3 protein-coding genes, 1 tRNA gene and 2 pseudogenes are annotated in these 6,549 nt (G+C 60.0%); 2 read left to right on the top strand and 4 right to left on the bottom strand.

Going from position 1 to position 6,549, the window contains the following annotated elements; genetic code table 11:
• Both ACILRN_RS15040 and ACILRN_RS15035 read right to left on the bottom strand, forming a co-directional pair.
• Window positions 1-240: pseudogene (locus tag ACILRN_RS15040) on the bottom strand (hypothetical protein); the annotation flags it as partial.
• Window positions 241-248: 8 nt separating this feature from the next.
• A complete protein-coding gene (locus ACILRN_RS15035; RefSeq protein WP_395689646.1) occupies window positions 249-1,772 on the bottom strand; it encodes an arylsulfatase in 1,524 nt (507 codons plus the stop codon).
• Window positions 1,773-1,964: 192 nt separating this feature from the next.
• On the opposite strand from ACILRN_RS15035, the gene ACILRN_RS15030 reads away from it, so the two are divergent.
• Window positions 1,965-2,040, top strand: a tRNA-Val gene (locus tag ACILRN_RS15030).
• 25 nt (window positions 2,041-2,065) lie between these two features.
• On the opposite strand, the gene ACILRN_RS15025 is transcribed toward ACILRN_RS15030, so the two are convergent.
• Together ACILRN_RS15025 and ACILRN_RS15020 are read right to left on the bottom strand one after the other, a co-directional pair.
• Window positions 2,066-3,394 (bottom strand): HlyD family type I secretion periplasmic adaptor subunit, encoded by a 1,329-nt coding sequence (locus ACILRN_RS15025; protein WP_395689644.1) that lies wholly within the window; start codon window positions 3,392-3,394, stop codon window positions 2,066-2,068.
• Window positions 3,394-5,112 (bottom strand): type I secretion system permease/ATPase, encoded by a 1,719-nt coding sequence (locus tag ACILRN_RS15020; protein WP_395689642.1) that lies wholly within the window; start codon window positions 5,110-5,112, stop codon window positions 3,394-3,396. The genes ACILRN_RS15025 and ACILRN_RS15020 overlap by 1 nt, the downstream gene beginning before the upstream one ends.
• Window positions 5,113-5,533: 421 nt before the next feature.
• On the opposite strand from ACILRN_RS15020, the pseudogene ACILRN_RS15015 reads away from it, so the two are divergent.
• A pseudogene (locus ACILRN_RS15015) lies at window positions 5,534-6,549 on the top strand (hypothetical protein); the annotation flags it as partial.

Below are 6,549 nucleotides of genomic sequence, written 5' to 3'. Positions count from 1 at the left end.
CCAGGACCGGTCCGGATCGAAGGGCTCGGGTGGTGGGAAGGCATCCGTCAGGTTCCACCAGCTGTTGATTTCGCCCGAGGTCTGCACCGCCCCATCGAGGCCGAGTTTCAGCCGCCAGCCTTCGCCTGTGAACAGCAGGGGGTCGGCTGGCGCCTCCTGCGCGCGCGCCGCCTGCGGGGCGGTGGCCCACGCCATGCCGCAGAGCGCGGCGGCCAGAATGCGGTGGCGGTATCCCGGCACTGCGGCGGTCAGGGCGTCATGCTGCTGCCGGGCTTGAGCGATCCGCCCGCCTGCCGCGGCGGGAATTCCTTCAGCGAGGCGAAGTGAGCATCCAGCAGGTCGCGCACCAGGCCGCCCAGGAAGGCCTTCTTCATCGCCAGCAGGTTGGAGTAGTGGCCGTCACGCTGCTCCAGCGGGTCCATGCGCAGGTTGAACACCAGCGCGCTGTCGCGGAAATAGTCGAAGAAGCCGTTGCGCTCCTTGAAATGGGTTTTCCACGGCCCGATGCGCACGGCCGTCATCTGGCTCTCATTGTAGAAAATCTGTGTCTCGCGCTTCGACGGCGCGCCTTGCGTCCAGTTGGCGAGGTTGTTGATGCCGTCGATCTTTACCTTGTGGCTGGCCAGCAGCTTCGCCGCCACGTCGGGCACGCCCGCCGCGGCGGCGAGCGTCGTGAACAGATCCATGTGGCTCTGGATGCCGTTCGACACCGAGCCCGGCGGGATGCGCCCCGGCCAGCGGATCAGCATCGGCACGCGCACGCCGCCTTCCCATGTGGTGGCCTTCTCGCTGCGGAACGGCGTGGTGCCGCCATCGGGCCACCAGGCGGCCATGGCGCCGTTGTCGGAGGTGTAGAGCACGATGGTGTTGTCCGCCGCCTTCATGTCATCAAGCGCACGCAGCAGCTGGCCGACATAGCCGTCATGTTCCATCAGTCCGCTGCCATAGAGATCTTCGGCCGATGAATAAGGCTGCGCCAGATAGCGGCTCTCGGGCCTCAGATGCGTGTAGATGTGCATGCGCGAGGGCGCATACCAGGCGAAGAACGGTTTTCCCGCCGCCGCCGACTCGCGCATGAAGGCGACGGTGCGCCTTGTGAAATCCTCGTCGATGGTCAGCATGCGCTCCATGGTGAGCGGGCCGGTGTCGGTGCAGACCTGCTTGCCCCAGGCGCCGAAGCGCGGATCGGCGGCGGCCGGGTTCTCAGCGTCTGTCGCCTTGCAGTCGAGAACGCCGCGCGGGCCGTAGCGGGCGGTGAAATCGGGATCCTTCGGCCAGTCCGGGTCCTCGGGTTCCTCCTCGGAGTTGAGATGGTAGAGATTGCCGTAGAACACGTCGAAGCCATGCACGGTGGGCAGATGCTCGTTGCGGTCGCCCAGATGGTTCTTGCCGAACTGGCCGGTGGCGTAGCCCTGTTGCTTCAGCACCTCGGTCAGCGTCGGGTCGAGCTTGCTGAGGCCGACGGGCGAGCCCGGAATGCCCACCGTTGTAAGCCCGGTGCGGATCGGCATCTGGCCGGTGATGAAGGCGGCGCGGCCCGGCGTGCAGGTAGGCTCGGCATAGTGATCGGTGAACAGCATGCCCTGGCTTGCCAGGCTGTCGATGTTGGGGGTCGGCACCATCATGCCATGGCTGTAGGCACCGATGTTGAAGTAACCCACATCGTCCGGCATGATCATCAGGATGTTGGGTTTTGCTCGCTCCGCATGACCTGGAACGACTGCCAGAGCGAGCAGCGCACCGAATACCAGGGCGGATAGGGACGTCCTCATGTCAGGACTCCGGAAAGTTGCTTCATGGATGGGTCAACTTTACGAACAGGTTGATTCTGTGACCTTAAAGTGTATTTAGACTGAGGGGCGTCAGTCAAGCCTCTGGCAGAGCTCGGCCCTCACAAATAGTGTCCGTCGCCCGCAATCTGCTGGCTTGATTGCTGGTGGTGCGGACGTTATGCGGTTGGGAAGGGGCGATTAGCTCAGTTGGTAGAGCGCTTCGTTTACACCGAAGATGTCGGGAGTTCGAGTCTCTCATCGCCCACCACCCTCCTGGCTTGGAGACCAGGTGTCTACTCCTCGCGGAAGGCCCTCGCGAAGCTGTCCTCGAGTGGTCGGATCAGATAGGTGAGGAAGGTTCGTTCGCCGGTCTTTATGAATGCCTCAACCGGCATGCCTGATTGCAGCGGTTTTCCGTCCAGTTCCGAAGGCAGAGGTCCCGTCAGCCGGATGCGGGCAGTGTAGAACGCATTTGTACCGCTGGAATCGATGAACCGGTCAGCTGACACGTAATCAACCTCGCCAGCAACATCCGGTGTCGTCTTGCTGCTGAAGGCGACCAGCCGGAGGTGCGCTGCCTGACCCACCTGCACGGAATCAATGTCCTGTGGTGCAATCCGCGCCTCAACCAACAACTCATTGCCGGTGGGGAGCAACTCCGCCACAACGTCGCCGGGCTTCAGTGCGCTGCCAACTGTGTTCTTTGGCAGGCGCAGAATGATGCCGTCATTTGGCGCCCGGATCACCGACTTCGCCAATACGTCCTCCTGCCTGCGAAGCTGCTGAGTGAGATCGGCGATCCTTGCCGAAAGGTCGCTCGCCTCGCTTGCCGCCGCCTCTCGCCGCCTCGCTTCAATTGTGACCGTCTGCTGGTGCAGTTCTGCGATGACCGAACGGCGCTCGCCGATCCGCGCGGTAAACGAACCGATGATGCCCATGGAATCCGCCTCGCCTCGACGCAAACTGTTGACATCGGTGCGCGATGCCAGTCCTTTGGCCAGCAGGCGCTCTTTGTTTGCAAGGTCCTCGCGCAGCACGGCGAGCTTGCGTTCCTCGGAGCTTTTCTGCGTCTCGAGACCCGCGATCTCCTCGCCCGCTGCCCGCACTCGCTGGTCGATGGCAGCCAGTTCAGCGATATGTCGCGTGCGCCGGCTATCGAATTCATTGCGCTGTTGGGCAATGTCATCGCTCACACCGGTTTCCTGCGCATCGTCTTCCAGTTCTGCCGGCAGGATCAACTGCTCAGCGCCCTTTTGTTCGGCCCGTGCTCGGGCCAGCTGAGCGGTTGCGGCAATCAGCGCCATTTTCAGTCGATCACGCTCGGCAGTGGTGCGGGTGGTATCGATGGTAAGCAGAACGTCGCCAGCCATTACCGCTTCACCCTCTTGTACGGGTATCGTGGCGATCACTCCTCCATCCAGATGGTCGACCAGTTTGTTCTGTCCGCTCGCCCGCACCACGCCAAATGCAACGACTGCGCCGGAAATGGGAACAGTTGCCGCCCAGAGGCCAAAACTGCCACCGAATAGCGCGACGATCAGTACACCACTGAAGCAGGCGCGGGCGTAGGAAACCGGGATGCGGCTCTGCCAGTTCCCTGGCTTGGTCAGGCGCCTGGTCATCACGTACCTGCCGCTTGCCGGGGAATGATGACTGGCCGCGGTCCGGTGCGTGCCGACCCATCGCGGTGACGCGCCAGTAGAACTGCCTTGTCGTCAAATTCCACAATGGTACCGTTCTGCAGTCGCATGATCTTGTCGGCGCAAGCGAGAAGAGCCTCGCGCTGTGTGATGACGAGAATGGTCGCTCCATTGGTTTTGGCCTCCAAGAGCGCACGCATGAGAGCGGCTTCGCCCAAGCGGTCAAGATTCGAGTTGGGCTCGTCAAGAATGAGGATTCGAGGCTTGCCATAAAGTGCGCGTGCCAGTGCGATGCGCTGGCGTTCGCCGCCAGAGAGATGAACGCCTCCTGGCCCGATCATGGTGTCGAAGCCTGCAGGCAGGCGCTGAATCAGGTCTTCGGCATGCGCTGCCTGTGCTGCGGACACAATGTCCTCATCTCTCGAAGCGGGGTCGAAGCGTGCTATGTTGTCGGCCACGGTGCCCGGGAGCAGTTCGACATCCTGTGCGATGTAGCCAATCGCACGTCCGAGTTGGTCCGGGTTCCAGTTCTGCAGATCATGGCCGTCGATGCGCACATGGCCACTGCGAGGCTTCAATGCACCCGCCAGCATCCGGGCAAGTGTCGACTTGCCCGAGCCCGAAGGCCCGACGACCGCAACGATCTCGCCCGGATCGAGCCGGAAAGTGATGCGTGACAGAACGGGCAGACGCGCAGCTCCCATGGCATCCGGTTGATGCAGGTCCTGCGCCTCCAACACGCCAAACGGTGTGGGAAGCGCGGTGTGATTACGATCCTGGCCACTCCTTGCCGTAAAGTCCTTCACGCGCGCCCAGGCCTGCTGGGCTGCAGCGAGCTGGCGCCATGATCCTATCATCTGGTCAATGGGCTGCAGCGCCTTGCCGGAAATCAGTGACGCCGCAAACATCAGCCCGGCGGACATCTGGTTTTCCAGAACCAGCAGCGCACCATACCCCATCACGGCGCACTGCAGCGCATAGCGGAGAAACTTCGAAAGACCACCAAACCAGGCGTTGAGGGTCGCTGCAGAGTCTGCGGCCAGGAGGCTTCCTGCCTGCGCCTCGCCCCACATGTTCATGGCATTTCCCGTCATTCCCATCGCCGTGAGACTATCGGCATTTCGTGTGATGTACTCGGCCCTGATGTTCGCGGTGCAGGAGAGCTCGGACTGCCGCTGAGCAGTGCCTGCCAGCACCACTTGACTTACCAGGGCCACCACCATCACGAGCACAGCCCCCGCCACAGTGATCCAGAACAGGTCAGGGTGTACGGCATACATCATGGCTATGAAGAGAAGAGCGAAGGGAAGATCGAGAACGGCGATCAGTGCGCGCGATGCAATAAGCGCACGCAAAGCGGCAATGTCCCGGAGGGGCTGGAGTCCCGCGGCTGTCGTGCCTGATCTTGAAATTGCAGTGCGAAGCGCAATGTCACTGAGTCTGGTTTCAAAATTCTGGGCGGCCCGTGCTGCGATGAGGCTGCGCATGACGTCAAGTGCTGCCGCGGCAAGAAGCGTGATGACAACGGCGATGGAAATATAGATGAGTGTACTGATGCTTCGCGACAGAAGAACGCGGTCATAAACCTGGATCGAATAGATCGGCTGTGCCAGCAACAAGACGTTTATCACTGCCGAAAAGGCAGCGAGAATGAATACTGCACGTCGAAATTCGCTTTTTGCATCAGAAAGTCTGGTCATAACCTACGCCTTGATTCAGTGCGGAAGTCTCATCTTGAGTGCTGTCAGATCCGGCTCATTCTCCTGCACAAGCGTTACTGATCGGTTTTATGTTGAGATCATTGTTGTGAATTATTGGCTGGATTGCGTGAGCATCTGTCAATCGACAAGATCAGGATGAAGGAACGACATCAGGTAGAAAGTGCTTGGTGAACTGTAGATGTGTTCTTCAAGTATCCCGGAAGTCAGTATTAATCACAAAGCATGGATTATGCCGTGATTGGCATGATTGGAGATCGATCATTCGTTTTTCTTGTTTTGTTTGGTGCGGAGTTAACCAGAAAGCCATTAGGCGTTAGGAGCTAAAGTCCAAAGCACGGGTCGTCATTGGATATGTGAGCGAGAAAGGAGGCGGCGTGCTGACCATATCAAGGAGCCCCCGTTGGGAACACGGAAGATCGAGGCCGTCATGTTGATGGAAGCGATCGGCGTTCAGGACTACGCCGCCCTTGGCTTTGGCAGCAGTTATGTGTGGACTGGCAGCGTCTGGCAGCAAGTCCCATCACTCGCGCTTCTGAATGAAATTGATGGCGATCTGCGATCTGCGACCGCTCTTGATGTTGTCCAAATGTTCGATATTGGTGAGGGTGCCTTCGTGGTGCCGGAAGAGCCGCCAGCTGATCCTGTGGCATCAGCAGCCGAGCGGACGTCAACGTTTTTCGATCCTGATCTTAGTGAGGTGATGGCCGATATCATCACCGAGTTTCTTGCGGCCGGCAGCGGGTTTGGAAAGGGCAATTCACTCTCGTGGAGTGGCGACCAGCCAGAGCCGCGCTCTATCTGGTATCGGCAAAATGATGGCCTCGTGGTGTTGTTTGCAGATCTGAATGGCGATGCCCATCCTGATCGAATTGCTGGCGTCGACGTCAACAGACTGTCGGCATGGCCGGTACGTCAGGAGCCCGCCAATGGCTCGCATGTGGCCAGTGTCGAGTGGGGCAAGAACGACGGCCACCTCGCTCTCGCTGAATCCATGCTGATCGTCGTGAACTTTACTGAGGCGGTCGCGGTTACGAATGGAAGTCCGGAATTGCTGTTGTCCAACGGGGCGATTGCCAGCTTTGTTCCCGGATCGGTTAGCCCGACAATGGTGTTTTCCTACGCCCCGTCATCAGGCGATGATGTTGATAAACTTGCCATCGTTGAGCTGCGGCACAACGGCGCAAAACTGGTCGATCCATTTGGCGCCTCTCCCGATGTCAGTGGAATTTCCTTGTTTCCAGCGGGGCAGGTTGCAGTCGACACGACGGCGGAGGGCCTTAATGTTGCGTTGACCACGGATAGCGGCGCGTCGTCAAACGACCTGCTCACCAACACCAGTGCGCTCACTGTCACCAGTACTGAGGCCGGTGCAACAGTTCAGTACTCGACAAACGGTGGCACCAGCTGGAGCAGCAG

The sequence above is a fragment of the Aestuariivirga sp. genome (assembly GCF_044238155.1).
In the GTDB taxonomy this organism is placed as follows: Bacteria; Pseudomonadota; Alphaproteobacteria; order Rhizobiales; family Aestuariivirgaceae; genus Aestuariivirga.
Note: the sequence above shows the minus strand (reverse complement) of the source record. Positions and strands in the feature narration are given on the sequence as shown.

Excerpts from the sequence above, each read along its gene's own strand:
- ACILRN_RS15035 (WP_395689646.1), bottom strand. The coding sequence starts at position 1,772 with ATGAGGACGTCCCTATCCGCCCTGGTATTCGGTGCGCTGCTCGCTCTG.
- ACILRN_RS15025 (WP_395689644.1), bottom strand. The coding sequence starts at position 3,394 with ATGACCAGGCGCCTGACCAAGCCAGGGAACTGGCAGAGCCGCATCCCG.
- ACILRN_RS15020 (WP_395689642.1), bottom strand. The coding sequence starts at position 5,112 with ATGACCAGACTTTCTGATGCAAAAAGCGAATTTCGACGTGCAGTATTC.